Origin of the sequence: Streptococcus equinus, from assembly GCF_049393735.1 — a bacterium.
Classification (GTDB): domain Bacteria; phylum Bacillota; class Bacilli; order Lactobacillales; family Streptococcaceae; genus Streptococcus; species Streptococcus equinus_G.
Window position 1 is genome coordinate 538,168 of record NZ_CP185946.1, and the last position, 16,027, is coordinate 554,194.

Below are 16,027 nucleotides of genomic sequence, written 5' to 3' on the forward strand. Positions count from 1 at the left end.
TGTGCTATAATTAATTGATTATTGCATATAGGAGACATAAATGGATTTTTCATTTTTACCAAAGTATTGGGCTTATTTTAACTATGGTGTCCTTGTTACTATCATGATTTCAGCATGTGTTGTCTTTTTTGGGACAATCATTGGTATCTTGGTTGCTTTAGTTAAGCGTACGAATATTAAAATTTTAAATTGGATTGCTAGTTTTTATGTTTGGGTTTTCCGTGGAACACCGATGGTCGTTCAGATTATGATTGCTTTTGCATGGATGCATTTTAGCAACGCCCCAATCGTAGGATTTGGTGTCTTGGACCTTGACTTTTCACGTTTGCTTCCAGGTATCATTATTATTTCGCTAAATAGCGGAGCTTATATTTCTGAAATTGTCAGAGCAGGTATTGAAGCAGTGCCAAAAGGTCAACTTGAAGCAGCTTATTCATTAGGAATTCGTCCTGTGAATGCTATGCGCTATGTCATTTTGCCACAAGCACTTAAAAATATCTTGCCAGCTCTTGGGAATGAATTTATCACAATTATCAAAGATAGCTCACTTCTTCAAACAATTGGTGTTATGGAATTGTGGAATGGCGCTCAATCAGTTGTAACAGCAACTTACCTACCAATCACACCATTACTATTTGCAGCTTTCTATTACTTAATGGTTACTACTGTTTTGTCATTTTTACTTAAAAAACTTGAAAATCGTATGGGAAATGGAGGCAATAACTAATGTCAGAAACACTAATTTCAATTAAAGGCCTTCATAAGTATTTTGGGAAAAATGAAGTTCTAAAAGGTATTGATCTTGATATTAAAGCAGGAGAGGTGGTTGTTATTATTGGACCTTCTGGTTCAGGAAAATCAACATTCCTTCGTACAATGAACTTGCTTGAAACACCAACAAAAGGTGTGATTACTTTTGAAGGTGTCGACATTACTGATAAGAAAAATGATATTTTCAAAATGCGTGAAAAAATGGGAATGGTTTTCCAACAATTTAACCTTTTCCCTAATATGACAGTTCTTGAAAATATTACCCTATCACCGATTAAGACTAAAGGTGTTCCAAAAGCAGAAGCAGAAGCTAAGGCTTATGATTTGCTTGATAAAGTAGGTCTTCGTGATAAAGCTAATGCCTATCCAACAAGTCTTTCTGGTGGTCAGCAACAACGTATTGCTATTGCGCGTGGACTTGCTATGGATCCAGATGTTCTTCTCTTTGATGAACCAACATCAGCTCTTGACCCAGAAATGGTTGGAGAAGTTCTTGGCGTTATGCAAGATTTGGCGAAATCAGGTATGACAATGGCTATTGTAACTCACGAAATGGGATTTGCGCGAGAAGTCGCTGACCGTGTTATTTTCATGGATGGTGGTGTCATTGTTGAACAAGGTTCACCAAAAGATGTTTTTGAAAATACCAAAGAAGCTCGTACAAAAGATTTCTTGAGTAAGGTATTGTAATATTAAAAAATCTCGGTTGATTTTGACTTCAACTGAGATTTTTTATATATAGTAGAAAAGTTAAATGTACTTAAAAATAATAGTTATATTAGTAAAAAATGAGTTTATTTTATACATTAAGCACACTTAATTATTATGGTTTAGTCATTTTTTTAAGGATGAAAAATATTGAAATCAGAGTGAAAACAGCTAAATTATAACGATTCTAAAATTAAGTACACTTTATTTAGAATGATTACAATCAATGTATAAATAGAGAAAAAAATTAATTTTTATGGCTTTCTTTGCTCATTTTTATGATATAATGAATCGGACGGAAGGTCAAATATTTTACCAAAAAAATTTGAGGAGGTCAAGAAATTTGATTTTGCAGAATGCTAAAGTTGGTATGCCTTATACTATCGTCAGTGTTGACTTGCCTGATGAGAGTGCTAGACACCTATCTGATTTAGGATTAAAAGTCGGTGCCTCAGTTAAAGTTGTTTCAAAAACGCCAACTAGTGCGATTGTCATGCTGAAATCAAGTCGTTTGGCATTTGATCAGTCGATTTTAAGCCAAATTGATGTCACAGAAGAAGAAGGTGCTCTTGTATCACTTCCTCTTTCAGAATTAAAAGTAGGTGATTACGCTTATGTAGATAGCATTTATGCTGTCAATGAAGCAAAACGTCGTCTCATGGATATGGGACTAACTCGCCATACTAAAGTTTACCTACGAAAAGTTGCTCCTTTGGGAGACCCAATTGAAATTAGCTTACGCGGTTACGAATTGACACTTCGTAAGTCTGAAGCGCAAATGATTAGTGTCGTAAAAGTAGATAATGAGGAGGAAAAATGACAGAGATAGCCTTAATCGGTAATCCGAATAGTGGTAAAACAAGTCTTTTTAACTTATTGACTGGTACAAGTCAGCGTGTCGGTAACTGGCCAGGGGTTACAGTTGAGCGTAAAAGTGGTACGGTAAAAAAACATGCTGACTGGAAAGTTCAGGATTTACCAGGTATTTATTCAATGTCACCTTACACGCCTGAAGAAAAAGTTGCGCGTGATTATTTATTGAGTAATGACGCCGACAGCATTCTTAATGTTGTTGATGCGACAAACTTGGAACGTAACCTTTACTTGACAACTCAATTGATTGAAACTGGTATTCCAGTAACGGTTGCGCTTAACATGAGTGATGCGCTCAAAGCCCAAGGAAAAACAATTAATATTGATAAATTATCTTATCAATTAGGTGTTCCAGTTATTTCAACAAGTGCTGTTAAAAATACTGGTGTTGATAAAGCTATCAAAAAAGCTGCTAACACAACAAAAGCTAGTGTCGACTTGATTCAATACCCAACATATAGCGATCAATTTGAAGCAGCGATTAAACAAATCATCGATATCTTGGGTGATGTTGTTCCAGAACGTTCAGCACGTTTTTATGCGATTAAACTCTTTGAACGTGATGCTCTTGTTAAAGAAGAACTTGATTTGTCTGATTTCCAAAAAGGTGAAATTAATCAAGTTATTAAAATTACTGAAGAGATTTTCACAGAAGATTCAGAGTCAATTGTTATTAATGAACGTTATGCTTTCATTGAAAAAGTCGCTAAGATGGCTCAAAATCAAACTGACGACTTCAAGATGACAGTTTCTGATAAGATTGACCGAATTGTTACAAACCGTATTTTAGCTTTGCCAATTTTTGCTTTGGCAATGTTCTTGGTTTACTATCTTTCAATTCAAACTGTTGGGACAATGGGTACTGACTGGGTTAACGATGTGCTCTTTGGTGAATTGGTACCTGGTCGGGTTCAATCTGGACTTGATGCTCTTCATGTTTCTGGTTGGCTCGAATCTCTTATCATTGATGGTATCGTAGCTGGTGTTGGTACGGTTCTTGGATTCTTGCCACAAATCTTTGTCCTATTTATCTGTTTAGGTATTTTGGAAGATGTTGGCTACATGAGTCGTATCGCTTTTGTTATGGACCGTGTCTTTAGACGTTTTGGTTTATCAGGTAAATCATTCATTCCAATGTTGATTGCTACTGGATGTGGTGTGCCAGCGGTTATGGCGAGTCGTACCATTGAAAATGAACGTGACCGTCGTATCACAATCATGACAGCGACATTCATGCCATGTTCTGCTAAATTAGCTATTATCGCCTTGATTGCAGGTGCTTTCTTCCCAGATAATCCATTTGTTGCGCCATCAACATACTTCATCGGCGTTATTACTATTATTCTTTCAGGTATTGCTCTTAAGAAAACAAAATTACTTGGAAGTTATGTTAGTCCGTTTATCATGGAATTACCAGCTTATCACATGCCAAAAATTGCAAGTGTTCTTCGCTACGCTTTTGGTAAAGCCCTTAGCTTTGTGAAACGTGCTGGTACAGTTATCTTTAGCTTGACAGTTATCATTTGGTTCATGTCAACTTATAATTTTGCTTTCCAAGCGGTTGATACAGACAATTCAATCTTGGCTTCACTTGGTAAATTGATTTCTTGGATTTTTGCACCACTTGGATTTGGTAACTGGAAGGCGACTGTGGCTGCTGCAACAGGTCTTGCTGCCAAAGAAGCTGTTGTCGGAACATTTGGTATCTTGTACAATGACAGTACAACACGTGGCTTGTATCACGCATTGCAACTTGATTATTCAGCTCTTGCAGGATATTCATTCTTAATCTTTAACCTTCTTTGTGCACCATGTTTTGCAGCTATGGGAGCTATTAAACGTGAAATGGGTGATGCTAAGTGGACATTTGGTACTATTGGATTCCAAACAGGTCTTGCTTACGTCGTTAGTCTGATTATTTATCAATTAGGTCTTGTTGTTTTATACGGTAAAGGTATTACTTTCTGGACAATTGTTGCAGTAGCGCTATTGATTGTAATTATTTACTTTATCGTTAGAAAACCAGCTCAAGAACCTGAAAAAGTGATTACTTTAGATAATCTAGGAGAAGTTGGAGAATAAGCCTATGGCTACAATTATAATTGCATTGTTGATTGCGGTTGGCGTTGTTATGGGATTGCGCAGTTATATCAAGGGTAAAGGCTCTTGTGGCGACTGCAATTGCTCATGCCCAGTCAAAGACAATCAACGTAAATAACAGTTTTCCCTTGCTTATGTGAGCAAGGGATTTTTTAAAAGACAATTTTACAGAATATTCAGAAACTTACTTTAAAAATATTTTATTATGGAGTCGCTTTCTGATATAATAAAAGAAATAAATTTTTTTTGGAGAGTAATATGGCAACACTTATAGATGGAAAAGCTTTAGCTGCTAAAATGCAAAATCAACTAGTTGAGAAGGTTGAAAAATTAAAAGCTGAAGCTGGTATTGTGCCTGGACTTGTGGTGATTTTAGTTGGTGATGATCCAGCAAGCCAAGTCTATGTAAGAAATAAGGAACGCTCTGCTAAGAAAGCTGGTTTCTTGAGTGAAACAGTTCGTTTGTCAGAGTCTACAAGTGAAGAAGAGTTGATTCAAGTGATTGAACAATATAATAACGATGACCGTTTCCACGGTATTTTGGTGCAATTGCCACTACCATCTCATATCAATGACAAACGTGTCATTTTGGCAATTGATCCTAAGAAAGACGTCGATGGTTTCCACCCAATCAACACAGGACATTTGTGGAATGGTCGACCTGTTATGGTGCCATGTACACCAGCTGGTATCATGGAGTTGTTGGCTGAATATGACATTGAGCTAGAAGGGAAAACTGCGGTTATCATTGGTCGTTCAAATATTGTCGGAAAACCAATGGCGCAATTGTTGCTTGATAAAAATGCTACAGTGACTTTGGCACACTCACGTACCCGTGATTTGGCGCGCGTGACAAAACAAGCAGACGTTTTGATTGTTGCAATCGGACAAGGTCACTTTGTAACCAAAGAATTCGTCAAAGAAGGCGCTGTGGTTATTGATGTTGGTATGAACCGTGACGAAAATGGCAAACTTATCGGAGATGTCAAGTTTGATGAAGTTGAACCATTAGCAAGTTATATCACACCGGTTCCTGGTGGTGTTGGTCCAATGACAATTACGATGCTTTTGGAACAAACTTATCAATCTGCACTTAGAAGCGTGAAAGCATGATTATCGACGATAAATTAGCCAGAAAAGTTGTGACAAAGCGCAAGGCAGATTCTCATAAAGGAACCTACGGACGTGTGCTTTTGATTGGAGGATTTTATCCTTATGGAGGAGCAATCATCATGTCAGCTCTAGCAACAGTAAAAAGCGGTGCTGGTTTGGTGACGGTGGCGACAGAGCGTGACAATATCCCTGCCCTTCATGCACATCTCCCAGAAGCTATGGCGTTTGACTATGAGGATGAAGAATTACTGGCAGAAAATCTGGCTAAAGCAGATGTAGTTTTGATTGGCCCTGGTTTAGGGGAAAATAGCAAAGCTAAACATGTGTTTGATTTTGTTCTTTCAGAAGTAGCTGAAAAGCAGACTTTGATTGTTGATGGCTCAGCTTTAAATTTACTTGCAAAAGTTATGCCGATTTCTATTAAGGCACGTCACCTTATTTTGACACCACACCAGAAAGAGTGGGAACGATTGTCTGGACTAGCAATTGCTGATCAAAGCCTAGAGAAAACTCAAACGGCGCTTGAAAAATTTTTAAACGGGACAATTTTAGTGGCTAAAAGTTATCACACAAAAATTTTACAAGGTAGCCAAGTTGCTGAACTAGCAGTTGGAGGTCCTTATCAAGCAACTGGTGGCATGGGAGATACTCTTTGTGGTATGATTGCAGGATTTGTCGCTCAGTTCAAGGATAATCTTTTTGATACGGTTGCTGTAGCCACTTATTTGCACTCAGCAATTGCAGAGAAACTTAGCCAAGAGGCTTATGTTGTTTTGCCAACGACCATTAGTGCAGAATTGCCAAAAGTCATGAAACAATTATCAGAATAATGTCGTAAGGTACACTTTTCTTCTGGAAAAGTGTACTTTTTTAGTTCAAAAAACACGTATAAAGCAAAATATTTCAAAAATGTTACAAATATTACATTTTTGTGTTGACTCAACTGAAAAACTGCTCTATAATATTTTCAGAATTGGCCGATTCTAAAAAAATAAAGTCAAATAAACGTTGAAATATAAACGTTTATCTGATGAATAACTTTAATTGTCTGGGAGATTTTTTATGAAAAAGGGATGTAAAACAACTGTAATATTACTATCTTCACTCTTTTTACTAGGAGCATGTTCAAAAACCGAAAAAGGAACATCAGCAAGTAGTAGCCATGCTAAGGTGATTCAAACAAGTAATAGTACTGCTGCAAAGAAAGTTGTAAAATCTAGTACTTCAAGCTATCAAGAATCAGTAGCCTCATCATCTTCTGTTACAGAAATCGAGCCTACAGTAGATGTATCTGAAGTGGCAGAGACTGCACAAACATTGCCTAGTCAAAGTCAGTCAAACTCAAATGAAGATAGGTTTGATTTAGAACAAATTGCATATGGTGATTTTTCTAACCTTTCAGGTACTTGGACAAACGATTTGGGAGAATCAATGACACTAACACAAGATGGGCAAGTAAGTCTTTCGCAAAGTCAAGCGCTATATCAAACCACGACAAATATCGTTAAAGATGACGTTTATTTTGGAACTATCTATAATCCTGACTCGATGACTGATAGCGCAGCATTTATTGTGGTTCCAAAGGGAGTTGCTGATCCGTTTCTAGGTGAAGTTGGAACGAATGATAGACTTATTATTGGACAATGTGGGTCTGCATCTGAGCATCCATTTTTCAAACATTAAATTGGGATTTTGAGAGATTTTAGGGGAGAGAAATTATGAAAAAAAGTATATTAAATTTGGGAGATTGCTAACTAAAATGACATTCGTGAAGTTTATCAAGTTCACAATAACATGAATAAATTTCGTATATTAGTTATGGTGGCATAAGACGTTATGTATTGCTAGATTAAAAGGAGAAGGGGGCTTCTGCCATTAAACTGGCAGAGGTAGAGTTTAGAAAAGGGAAATGCGAAAGAAGCTTTCAAAAAAAGTTCTTATCTTACTTTTGACTTTTGCTAACCTAGTGGTTGGCTATAGTCTTTGTCAACAATTAATGGTTATTCGTCACGAATCAGAGGTTAAAATTGATGCGTATGCTTTTGATAAAAATGTTAAAAAATCTCAAAAGAAAATTTATCCTGATTTGTCACAGCTTGATCGTTTGAGTATCTTGGTGTCTATTTCTCAGCAAAAAATGATTGTTTATTCAGGTAATAAAGTGATTTTTAAAACCAAGGTTTCGACTGGAGCAAAAGCTACGCCGACACCGACAGGAAAATTTGCGATTGAGGCAGAACGTGGTGAATTTTTGTATGATGATAGTTTGAATCGAGGTGCCTGCAATTGGGTATCGTTTAAAGATCATGGTGGTTATCGATTTGAAAGTCTCCCAACAGATTGGAAAGGGAAAATCTTAAAGGGAGAGGCTAAAAAACTCGGTACGGCTTGTACAGATGGCAATGTCAGACTTTCAAAAGAAGATGCAAAATGGCTTTTTGAAAACATGCCAGGGGGAGTGATTGTGAGCATTCACTAAAACAATCCACTGGACGTAACTCGCTTTTAGATTTCTGTGCTCGTGAAAAAACTGTCCACTGGACGTAACTCGCTTTTAGATTTTTGTGCTCGTGAAAAAACTGTCCACTGGACAGTTTTTTTCTGTTATAATAATAAGTGATATGCAAAATTTGTGTAAGGCAAGAAAAAACAAGGAAAGGGGCCTGTGATGTCAGATTATTTAAGTGTGTCAACCTTGACAAAATACCTTAAATTGAAGTTTGATCGCGATCCTTATTTGGAGCGGGTTTATTTGACTGGTCAGGTTTCTAATTTTCGTCGTCGTCCGACGCATCAATATTTTTCTTTAAAAGATGAAAATGCGGTAATTCAGGCGACTATGTGGGCTGGAACGTTTAAAAAACTTGGTTTCGAGCTAGAAGAAGGCATGAAAATCAATGTCGTGGGACGTGTCCAACTCTATGAGCCTAGTGGGTCATATTCAATTATTATTGAAAAAGCGGAGCCAGACGGTATTGGGGCTTTAGCGGTTCAATTTGAACAGTTGAAGAAAAAACTATCTGAGGCTGGGTATTTTGATGAACGTCATAAACGTCAATTGCCGCAATTTGTTAAGAAAATTGGTGTGGTAACGAGCCCAAGTGGAGCGGTTATTCGAGATATTATCACAACCGTATCGCGTCGTTTCCCAGGTGTCGAGATTCTGCTTTTCCCAACTAAGGTTCAGGGTGAAGGTGCTAGTCAAGAAGTAGTAGATAATATTGCGAAGGCAAATGAACGTGATGATTTAGACCTTCTGATTGTTGGTCGTGGTGGTGGTTCTATTGAAGACCTTTGGGCATTTAATGAAGAGATTGTTGTCCAAGCAATCTTTGAATCACGTTTGCCAGTTATTTCTAGTGTCGGACATGAGACGGATACGACTTTAGCAGATTATGTTGCTGACCGCAGAGCTGCAACTCCTACAGCAGCGGCTGAACTTGCAACGCCTGTAACAAAAGCTGATATTATTTCTTGGATTTCTGAGCGTGAAAATCGTATGTATCAAGCGAGTCTTCGTCGCATTAAACAAAATCAAGAACGCCTTGATAAGTTGTCGAATTCAGTTATTTTTAGACAGCCAGAACGTTTGTATGATGGTTATGTTCAGAAGTTAGATCGCTTGACGATGTCTTTGACAAATACGATGCAAAATCAGTTTAGCCAAGCTAAGCAAAGTCATGCACTCTTGCATCAACGTTTGCTTGCGTTGGATTTTGAAAGTCAGATTAAGTATTATCGAGATAAATTACAAAGTTTAGAACGTTTGCTACTTTCAAATATGACTAGTCAGTATGACAGCAAGTTAGCACGATTTGAAAAAGCACAAGATGCATTGCTTTCTCTTGATACGAGTCGAATTATTGCTAGGGGTTATGCCATGGTACAAAAAAATGAAAAAGTCATCTCAAGTGTGAGTGATGTAAAAGTTGGAGACCAGTTAACAATCCAATTGAAAGATGGTCAACTTGAAGCGGAGGTAAAAGATGCCAAGTAAGAAAACATTTGAAGAAAATTTACAAGATTTAGAAGCGATTGTGACTAAACTTGAAAACGGAGACGTGGCTTTAGAAGATGCTATCTCTGAGTTTCAAAAGGGAATGGTTTTGTCAAAAGAATTGCAAAAAACATTAGATCAAGCAGAAAAAACACTTGTTAAAGTAATGCAAGATGATGGAGTAGAAACGGAATTAGATGCTTAATGGATAAAGTAAAAAAAATTGGTCAAGCTATTCATCGTTATTATGAACAAAAAGATATTGTGTCACCAGATTTAATTGAAGCTATTTTGTATTCAGTTGATGCAGGTGGTAAACGTGTTCGTCCTTTGATTTTCTTAGAATTGCTTGAAGGATTTGGAGTAGCTCTAACAGATGCTCACTATGATGTGGCTGCTGCCCTTGAGATGATTCACACAGGAAGCTTGATTCACGATGATTTACCAGCTATGGATAATGATGATTATCGTCGTGGACGTTTGACAAACCACAAAAAATTTAATGAAGCGACAGCCATTTTAGCTGGGGATAGCCTCTTTTTAGACCCTTATGATTTGGTGGCAAATGCTGCGCTGCCAGCTGATGTGAAAGTTTCTTTAATTGCTGAATTGGCACATGCTTCAGGGACATACGGTATGGTCGGTGGGCAGATGCTTGATATGGAAGGTGAAGAGCGCAAGCTCAGCCTCTCAGAGTTACAATTGATTCATGCTAATAAAACAGGAAAATTACTGACCTTCCCTGTAGTTGCAGCTGGCATTGTTGCTGGGCTAGCAGATGAGGATATTAAGAATTTACGTAAAGCAGGTAGTTTGATTGGACTTGCTTTCCAAGTGCGTGATGACATTTTAGATGTGACAGCAAGCTTTGAAGAAATCGGAAAAACACCGAAAAAAGACTTGTTAGCTGATAAAGCAACCTATCCAAGTTTGCTTGGCTTAGATAAATCTTATGATATTTTAAATGAATCATTGGATGAAGCGCTAGCTATTTTCCAAAAACTCTCAGAGACTCAAGGGTTACAGACAGAAAAAATTGCAGAAATGATAGAAAGGTTACGACTAAATGCCTAAGGAAAGAGTTGATGTACTTGCCTATAAACAAGGGCTTTTTGAAACACGTGAACAGGCAAAACGTGGTGTCATGGCAGGCTTAGTGGTTAACGTGATTAACGGTGAACGCTATGATAAACCAGGTGAAAAGATTGATGATGGAACAGAATTAAAACTAAAAGGTGAAAAATTGAAGTATGTTAGCCGTGGAGGGCTAAAACTTGAAAAAGCCTTGCAAGTTTTCGAGATTTCTGTTGATGGACAAACAACAATTGACATCGGTGCTTCAACAGGTGGATTTACAGATGTTATGCTACAAAACGGTGCCAAATTGGTTTATGCAGTTGATGTTGGTACAAATCAATTGGTCTGGAAACTTCGCCAAGACGAACGTGTCCGTAGCATGGAACAATATAATTTCCGTTATGCTGAACTGGCTGATTTTACAGAAGGTCAACCAACTTTTGCTAGTATTGATGTGAGCTTTATTTCATTGAATCTCATTTTGCCAGCCCTTCATAATATTTTGGCTGAAAATGGTCAGGTCGTAGCTCTTATCAAACCGCAATTTGAAGCTGGTCGTGACCAAATTGGTAAAAATGGAATTATTCGAGATAAAGCTGTTCACCAAAAAGTTTTGGAAACTGTGACAAGTTTTGCTGTCGATTACGGATTTACAGTTAAGGGGCTTGATTTTTCACCAATTCAAGGTGGACATGGTAACATTGAGTTTTTAGCACACTTGGAAAAATCAGCTGACGCTCAGAATTTGGTAGCGACTCTTATCCCAGAAATTGTAGAAAAAGCGCATAAGGAATTTAAAGATGAAAAAGAGTGAACGTTTAGAATTAATTAAAAAAATTGTTGCTGAAAATGCTGTAGAAACTCAGCATGATTTGTTAAAATTACTCGAAGCTGAAGGTTTGACTTTGACACAAGCTACCATTTCACGTGATATGAATGAAATTGGTATCATCAAAGTTCCATCAGTTGATGGTCCGTATATTTACGGTCTTTCAAAAGATAAAACTAAAAAAGTGGGACAAGTTTCTGTTCCGATTAAAAGCACAGTTCTTGCGATTTCAGAAGAGACAGCAGGACTTGAAAATATGATTAATCTTGATGTTATTCCAGGAAATAGTCGCTTGATTAAACGTTATTTGCTAGAAGATTTTAAAGATAGTCTCTTTAGTGTTATTGCTGATGATGATAGTTTGTTAGTGGTCGCAAAAACAGCTGAAGCTGCGAATGCCATTCGCCAAGAAGTTCGTAAATGGATGACAGACCACAAATAAGAAAGGTCGCCTATGCTTTTAGAAATTTCCATTAAAAATTTTGCTATTATTGAGGAAATCTCTCTAACTTTTGAAAATGGTATGACTGTTTTGACTGGTGAAACAGGTGCCGGAAAATCGATTATTATTGATGCTATGAACCTTATGTTAGGAGCGCGCGCTAGTCTCGATGTTATTCGACATGGTGCCAAAAAAGCTGAGATTGAAGGACTTTTTTCGGTCGGAGAAAATGCTGCGCTGACACACATTTTAGAAGAAAATGGCATTGATATTTCTGATGAATTGATTATTCGTCGTGAGATTTTGCAAAATGGTCGTTCTATTAGCCGTATTAACGGTCAAATGGTTAATCTGACAACCCTTCGTGCGGTTGGACAGTACTTGGTTGATATTCATGGTCAACATGACCAGGAAGAATTAATGAAACCAAACATGCACATTCGTATGCTGGATGAATTTGGGGATGAACATTTTTTAGCTGTCAAAAAACATTATCGAGAAATTTTTGAAAGTTATCGTACGTTGCGCAAGCGTGTTTTGACTAAACAAAAAAATGAGCAAGAGCATAAAGCGCGTATCGAAATGCTTGAGTTTCAAATTGCTGAAATTGAGGCAGCGGCTCTAAAATCAGGCGAAGACCAAGCACTCAATCAAAAACGTGATAAGTTACTTAATCACAAACATATTGCTGACACTTTAACAAATGCTTACGTTATGCTTGATGATGAAGAGTTTTCTAGTCTGTCAAATATCCGCTCAGCTATGAATGATTTGATGAGTCTCGAAGAATTTGATCAAGATTATAAAGAAATGTCTGCAAATGTTTCGGAAGCTTATTACATTTTAGAGGAAGTTACTAAACATTTGGGTGATGTTATTGATGATCTTGATTTTGATGCGGGTAGTCTTCAACAAATTGAAGCTCGTTTGGAAGTGATTTACAGCATCACTCGTAAATATGGTGGCAGTGTCGATGACGTATTAGACTACTATGAAAACATTACGAAAGAATATAATCTTTTAACTGGTAGTGATGAGTCATCTGACGATATGGAAAAAGAGCTTAAACATCTGGAAAAAGAATTAATTTTAGCTGCAGATGAACTTGCTCAAGAACGTCACAAACTTGCCAAAGATTTAGAAGCAGAAATCAAGCAAGAATTAGCTGATTTGTATATGGAAAAAGCAGACTTCCAAGTGCAATTCACCAAAGGAAAATTCAATCGAGATGGAAATGAAGGTGTTGAATTTTACATTTCAACAAACCCTGGTGAAGGCTTTAAACCACTTGTTAAAGTAGCATCTGGTGGTGAAATCTCACGTCTTATGCTTGCCATTAAATCAGCCTTTTCACGCAAGGAAGATAAGACAAGTATCGTCTTTGACGAGGTTGATACAGGGGTTTCTGGTCGTGTAGCGCAAGCTATTGCCCAAAAAATCTACAAAATTGGAAGTCACGGACAAGTTCTTGCAATTTCACACTTGCCTCAAGTCATTGCGATCGCTGATTATCAATTCTTTATTGAAAAACGCAGTGACGAAAATACGACCGTGTCAACAGTCCGTCTCTTGACTGAAGAAGAACGTGTTGAGGAAATTGCTAAAATGCTTGCAGGTAGTGATATTACTGAGATGGCGCGTGAACAAGCGCGTGAACTTTTGAAAAAATAAGAAGAAGCCAAAGTGGCTTCTTTTTGCTTGTTTAAGAAAATATCCCCGAACTGCTAAAAATTTGGTATAATGAATGTTAGAATAAAATTTGAAATAAAGTTTTGAAAGTATGATAGGATAAAAAATGAGTAAAATTAAAATTGTTACAGATTCATCTTTAACGATTGAACCAGAATTAGTTGAAAAATATGATATTACAGTAGTGCCATTGTCAGTTATGATTGACGGTGTCGTTTATTCCGATAACGACATGAAAGAAGAAGGTAAATTCCTTAATTTGATGCGTAACAGTAAGGAACTACCAAAAACAAGTCAACCACCTGTAGGTGTTTTTGCAGAAGTTTATGAAAACTTGATGAAAGATGGTGCTGAGCATATTGTTTCTATCCATATCACTCACACCCTTTCAGGAACTGTTGAAGCAGCTCGCCAAGGTGCAAATCTTGCTGGTGCTGACGTGACTGTCATTGATTCAACATTCACTGACCAATGTCAAAAATTCCAAGTTGTTCAAGCTGCAAAATTGGCACAAGAAGGTGCTAGTCTTGAGGAAGTTATCGCTAAAGTAGAAGAAGTTCGTCAAAAATCTGAACTTTATATTGGTGTGTCTACGCTTGAAAATCTTGTTAAGGGCGGTCGTATTGGGCGTGTAACGGGTCTTCTTAGCTCATTACTTAATATTCGAGTAGTGATGGAAATGATTGATTGTGAGCTTAATACAGTTATCAAAGGTCGCGGTGTTAAGACATTTAACAAGTGGCTTGACAGCTTTATCGAGCACGCTCAAGCTTCAGGTAAAAAAGTTGCTGAAATCGGTATTTCATACTGCGGAACTGCTGACATGGCAAATGGCTTTAAAGAAAAATTGGAAGTTTTGGGTGCTCCAATTGCTGTTTTAGAGACAGGTTCAATCATCCAAACGCATACTGGAGAAGACGCTTTTGCGGTTATGGTACGCTATGAGTAATAAAAAGAATTTTTTAACTGGGTTTGCTTTCTTTTTAGCAAGCCTTCTTCTGTTTATCGTCGTTTTTAATATCTTAATTCCAAAATCAAATCAAGAATTAACTAAAAAAGATTTTCTAGCGCAAGAAGCTAGACATTTCAATTATGTAGCTGTTGGGGATTCTTTGACAGAAGGTGTTGGAGATACAACTAATCAAGGTGGTTTTGTTCCACTTTTGTCTCAAGCTTTGACAGACACCTATAATTACCAGGTAACCTACAGCAACTACGGAATTTCTGGTAATACCAGTCAGCAAATTTTGTCACGTATGACAAAACAAGAATCTATTCAAAAGTCTCTTGCTAAAGCTGATATGATGACGCTTACTGTCGGTGGTAACGATGTTATGGCGGTGATTCGAAAACATTTAACAAAACTATCTGTTTCAACTTTTAAAAAGCCAGCAACGTCTTATCAGAAACGCCTACGTCAGATTATTGAATTAGCTCGCTCAGAAAATGAAGATTTGCCAATTTATGTCTTGGGAATTTACAACCCTTTCTACTTGAACTTTCCAGAAATGACTGAAATGCAGGAAATCATTGACAATTGGAATGAATCGACTGAAAGTGTCACAGATGAGTATGACAATGTTTACTTTGTGCCAATTAATGATCAACTTTACAAAGGAATTGATGGCGAAGAAGGAATAGTGTCAACGTCTGGTGACCAAACGACAGTCATCAACGATGCTTTATTCAGTGGAGACCATTTTCACCCAAATAATATTGGCTATCAAATTATGTCAGATGTAACAATGGAGAAAATTAATGAAACTAAACAAGAATGGAACAAAGACTAATTGGTGGAAGTGGGGATTCCTTCTCATTTTAGCCATTAATGTCGCTTTTGTGGGAGTAATTGCCAGTCGCTTGATTCAAGTCAGAGAGCCGGCAGCCCAAAGTATTAGCTCTAAAAAAGTTGATAATGTTAAAGTTGGTACCATCTCAACCACGCGTGAGCAATTAAACGATACGGTGGCATCGTACTTGAAGGAGTACCAGACTAAAAAAACGTCTTACAGTGTTTATGCGACTTCATCAGCGATTATGTTTGAAGGAACGTATACATTTTTAGGGTATGAAGTGCCCTTGTACATTTATTTCCAACCAAGTCGTTTGGAATCAGGTGCTATTCAGTTGAAGATTACGTCATTTTCAGTTGGAACTCTTACATTACCAGAATCTGAAGTTTTGAAGTATCTAAAATCAAGTATCAACCTGCCAGATTTTGTGGAAGTTTTGCCAAAAGAATCTGTCATTAACATCAATATTCAGGACATAAAAAACGATGCAGACATCTTTATGAAAGCGACAACAATCGACCTTGTTGGGGACCAATTTAACTTTGATATTTACAAGAAAAACAGCTAAAAAAACGTTTAATACTTGACCAGAATAGTATTTTTGGGTATCATAGAATTTGTTAAAGTGTTAACGC

18 protein-coding genes are annotated in these 16,027 nt (G+C 37.2%); all 18 read left to right on the forward strand.

Features of this window, described 5'->3' with window-relative positions; translation table 11 throughout:
• Positions 1-40 precede the first annotated feature (40 nt).
• The 18 genes from ACNTMY_RS02795 (at position 41) to ACNTMY_RS02880 (ending at position 15,960) form a co-directional block, all read left to right on the forward strand.
• Positions 41-727 carry an amino acid ABC transporter permease gene (locus ACNTMY_RS02795; RefSeq protein ID WP_423216563.1) on the forward strand — a complete coding sequence of 229 codons (687 nt, stop codon included), beginning with the start codon at positions 41-43 and terminating at the stop codon, positions 725-727.
• Positions 727-1,461 (forward strand): amino acid ABC transporter ATP-binding protein, encoded by a 735-nt coding sequence (locus tag ACNTMY_RS02800; protein ID WP_004230766.1) that lies wholly within the window; start codon positions 727-729, stop codon positions 1,459-1,461. Before ACNTMY_RS02795 ends, ACNTMY_RS02800 begins: the two co-directional genes overlap by 1 nt.
• Positions 1,462-1,822: 361 nt before the next feature.
• Positions 1,823-2,299 carry a FeoA family protein gene (locus ACNTMY_RS02805; RefSeq protein WP_423216564.1) on the forward strand — a complete coding sequence of 159 codons (477 nt, stop codon included), beginning with the start codon at positions 1,823-1,825 and terminating at the stop codon, positions 2,297-2,299.
• Positions 2,296-4,434 carry a ferrous iron transport protein B gene (gene feoB / locus ACNTMY_RS02810; RefSeq protein ID WP_423216565.1) on the forward strand — a complete coding sequence of 713 codons (2,139 nt, stop codon included), beginning with the start codon at positions 2,296-2,298 and terminating at the stop codon, positions 4,432-4,434. The genes ACNTMY_RS02805 and feoB overlap by 4 nt, the downstream gene beginning before the upstream one ends.
• Positions 4,435-4,438: 4 nt before the next feature.
• Positions 4,439-4,570: a FeoB-associated Cys-rich membrane protein gene (locus ACNTMY_RS02815; RefSeq protein ID WP_004230772.1), complete on the forward strand. Its 132-nt coding sequence runs from the start codon at positions 4,439-4,441 to the stop codon at positions 4,568-4,570.
• 140 nt (positions 4,571-4,710) lie between these two features.
• Positions 4,711-5,565 carry a bifunctional methylenetetrahydrofolate dehydrogenase/methenyltetrahydrofolate cyclohydrolase gene (locus tag ACNTMY_RS02820; RefSeq protein ID WP_074863378.1) on the forward strand — a complete coding sequence of 285 codons (855 nt, stop codon included), beginning with the start codon at positions 4,711-4,713 and terminating at the stop codon, positions 5,563-5,565.
• On the forward strand, positions 5,562-6,395 hold the full coding sequence (locus ACNTMY_RS02825) for an NAD(P)H-hydrate dehydratase (protein WP_423216566.1): 834 nt from the start codon (positions 5,562-5,564) through the stop codon (positions 6,393-6,395). Before ACNTMY_RS02820 ends, ACNTMY_RS02825 begins: the two co-directional genes overlap by 4 nt.
• A gap of 232 nt (positions 6,396-6,627) precedes the next feature.
• Positions 6,628-7,248 carry a DUF6287 domain-containing protein gene (locus tag ACNTMY_RS02830; RefSeq protein ID WP_423216567.1) on the forward strand — a complete coding sequence of 207 codons (621 nt, stop codon included), beginning with the start codon at positions 6,628-6,630 and terminating at the stop codon, positions 7,246-7,248.
• A gap of 226 nt (positions 7,249-7,474) precedes the next feature.
• Positions 7,475-8,044 carry a L,D-transpeptidase gene (locus ACNTMY_RS02835; RefSeq protein WP_423216568.1) on the forward strand — a complete coding sequence of 190 codons (570 nt, stop codon included), beginning with the start codon at positions 7,475-7,477 and terminating at the stop codon, positions 8,042-8,044.
• 189 nt (positions 8,045-8,233) lie between these two features.
• Positions 8,234-9,562, forward strand: a complete 1,329-nt coding sequence (gene xseA, locus ACNTMY_RS02840) for an exodeoxyribonuclease VII large subunit (RefSeq protein WP_423216569.1) — start codon at positions 8,234-8,236, stop codon at positions 9,560-9,562.
• On the forward strand, positions 9,552-9,767 hold the full coding sequence (locus ACNTMY_RS02845; protein ID WP_021141880.1) for an exodeoxyribonuclease VII small subunit: 216 nt from the start codon (positions 9,552-9,554) through the stop codon (positions 9,765-9,767). The genes xseA and ACNTMY_RS02845 overlap by 11 nt, the downstream gene beginning before the upstream one ends.
• Positions 9,767-10,636, forward strand: coding sequence for a polyprenyl synthetase family protein (locus ACNTMY_RS02850; protein ID WP_423216570.1), 870 nt, complete (start codon positions 9,767-9,769; stop codon positions 10,634-10,636). The genes ACNTMY_RS02845 and ACNTMY_RS02850 overlap by 1 nt, the downstream gene beginning before the upstream one ends.
• Entirely contained in the window at positions 10,629-11,453 is an 825-nt protein-coding gene (locus ACNTMY_RS02855; protein WP_423215318.1) for a TlyA family RNA methyltransferase, read from the forward strand. The genes ACNTMY_RS02850 and ACNTMY_RS02855 overlap by 8 nt, the downstream gene beginning before the upstream one ends.
• Positions 11,440-11,910 carry an arginine repressor gene (locus ACNTMY_RS02860; RefSeq protein ID WP_021141884.1) on the forward strand — a complete coding sequence of 157 codons (471 nt, stop codon included), beginning with the start codon at positions 11,440-11,442 and terminating at the stop codon, positions 11,908-11,910. The genes ACNTMY_RS02855 and ACNTMY_RS02860 overlap by 14 nt, the downstream gene beginning before the upstream one ends.
• A 12-nt stretch (positions 11,911-11,922) precedes the next feature.
• Entirely contained in the window at positions 11,923-13,581 is a 1,659-nt protein-coding gene (gene recN, locus ACNTMY_RS02865) for a DNA repair protein RecN (protein WP_423216571.1), read from the forward strand.
• A 124-nt stretch (positions 13,582-13,705) separates the two neighbouring features.
• Complete coding sequence (locus ACNTMY_RS02870; RefSeq protein ID WP_423216572.1) at positions 13,706-14,548, forward strand: DegV family protein; 843 nt, start codon at positions 13,706-13,708, stop codon at positions 14,546-14,548.
• Entirely contained in the window at positions 14,541-15,389 is an 849-nt protein-coding gene (locus ACNTMY_RS02875; protein WP_423216573.1) for an SGNH/GDSL hydrolase family protein, read from the forward strand. Before ACNTMY_RS02870 ends, ACNTMY_RS02875 begins: the two co-directional genes overlap by 8 nt.
• Positions 15,358-15,960 (forward strand): YpmS family protein, encoded by a 603-nt coding sequence (locus ACNTMY_RS02880; protein WP_423216574.1) that lies wholly within the window; start codon positions 15,358-15,360, stop codon positions 15,958-15,960. The genes ACNTMY_RS02875 and ACNTMY_RS02880 overlap by 32 nt, the downstream gene beginning before the upstream one ends.
• The last annotated feature ends 67 nt before the right edge of the window (positions 15,961-16,027 follow it).

Bases quoted from the DNA above. Each gene is read 5' to 3' on its own strand.
- xseA (WP_423216569.1), top strand. From the start codon at position 8,234: ATGTCAGATTATTTAAGTGTGTCAACCTTGACAAAATACCTTAAATTG.
- ACNTMY_RS02795 (WP_423216563.1), top strand. From the start codon at position 41: ATGGATTTTTCATTTTTACCAAAGTATTGGGCTTATTTTAACTATGGT.
- ACNTMY_RS02875 (WP_423216573.1), top strand. From the start codon at position 14,541: ATGAGTAATAAAAAGAATTTTTTAACTGGGTTTGCTTTCTTTTTAGCA.
- recN (WP_423216571.1), top strand. From the start codon at position 11,923: ATGCTTTTAGAAATTTCCATTAAAAATTTTGCTATTATTGAGGAAATC.
- feoB (WP_423216565.1), top strand. From the start codon at position 2,296: ATGACAGAGATAGCCTTAATCGGTAATCCGAATAGTGGTAAAACAAGT.
- ACNTMY_RS02835 (WP_423216568.1), top strand. From the start codon at position 7,475: ATGCGAAAGAAGCTTTCAAAAAAAGTTCTTATCTTACTTTTGACTTTT.
- ACNTMY_RS02845 (WP_021141880.1), top strand. From the start codon at position 9,552: ATGCCAAGTAAGAAAACATTTGAAGAAAATTTACAAGATTTAGAAGCG.
- ACNTMY_RS02825 (WP_423216566.1), top strand. From the start codon at position 5,562: ATGATTATCGACGATAAATTAGCCAGAAAAGTTGTGACAAAGCGCAAG.
- ACNTMY_RS02855 (WP_423215318.1), top strand. From the start codon at position 10,629: ATGCCTAAGGAAAGAGTTGATGTACTTGCCTATAAACAAGGGCTTTTT.
- ACNTMY_RS02880 (WP_423216574.1), top strand. From the start codon at position 15,358: ATGAAACTAAACAAGAATGGAACAAAGACTAATTGGTGGAAGTGGGGA.
- ACNTMY_RS02850 (WP_423216570.1), top strand. From the start codon at position 9,767: ATGGATAAAGTAAAAAAAATTGGTCAAGCTATTCATCGTTATTATGAA.
- ACNTMY_RS02830 (WP_423216567.1), top strand. From the start codon at position 6,628: ATGAAAAAGGGATGTAAAACAACTGTAATATTACTATCTTCACTCTTT.
- ACNTMY_RS02815 (WP_004230772.1), top strand. From the start codon at position 4,439: ATGGCTACAATTATAATTGCATTGTTGATTGCGGTTGGCGTTGTTATG.
- ACNTMY_RS02870 (WP_423216572.1), top strand. From the start codon at position 13,706: ATGAGTAAAATTAAAATTGTTACAGATTCATCTTTAACGATTGAACCA.
- ACNTMY_RS02820 (WP_074863378.1), top strand. From the start codon at position 4,711: ATGGCAACACTTATAGATGGAAAAGCTTTAGCTGCTAAAATGCAAAAT.
- ACNTMY_RS02860 (WP_021141884.1), top strand. From the start codon at position 11,440: ATGAAAAAGAGTGAACGTTTAGAATTAATTAAAAAAATTGTTGCTGAA.
- ACNTMY_RS02800 (WP_004230766.1), top strand. From the start codon at position 727: ATGTCAGAAACACTAATTTCAATTAAAGGCCTTCATAAGTATTTTGGG.